Origin of the sequence: Halomonas sp. SIMBA_159 (assembly GCF_046536035.1) — a bacterium.
Classification (GTDB): Bacteria; Pseudomonadota; Gammaproteobacteria; order Pseudomonadales; family Halomonadaceae; genus Vreelandella; species Vreelandella venusta_A.
This window is the reverse complement of the sequence record NZ_JAWJBT010001527.1, coordinates 1-239: the sequence shown is the minus strand read 5'-3', so window position 1 is coordinate 239 and position 239 is coordinate 1. Positions and strand designations below refer to the sequence as shown.

Below are 239 nucleotides of genomic sequence, written 5' to 3'. Positions count from 1 at the left end.
AATTTTCGGTGAATCGTTACGTTATTGGCACGGTCCGTCGCCACTTCTATAATGCGTACCGGTTTTTCTTTCGGCGTTCGAAGCGCCGTCTTCAATTGTGCTACCGTCTCCGCAGAAAAATACTCAGCACCGTACATGTCAGCGGCCGCTTTGAATTGGATCCCGGTCGGAGTGCCAAAAAGGTCCTCATAATAGCGCTCTTCTTTCGATTGCGGCAAATATGAAAAGATCCCCCCGCC

1 protein-coding gene is annotated in these 239 nt (G+C 50.2%); it reads right to left on the bottom strand.

What is annotated here, in order from left to right; all coding sequences use genetic code 11:
* Positions 1-239, bottom strand: a 239-nt coding sequence (locus tag R0J87_RS24340) for a hypothetical protein (protein ID WP_498889620.1), incomplete at both ends; no start/stop codon positions are given.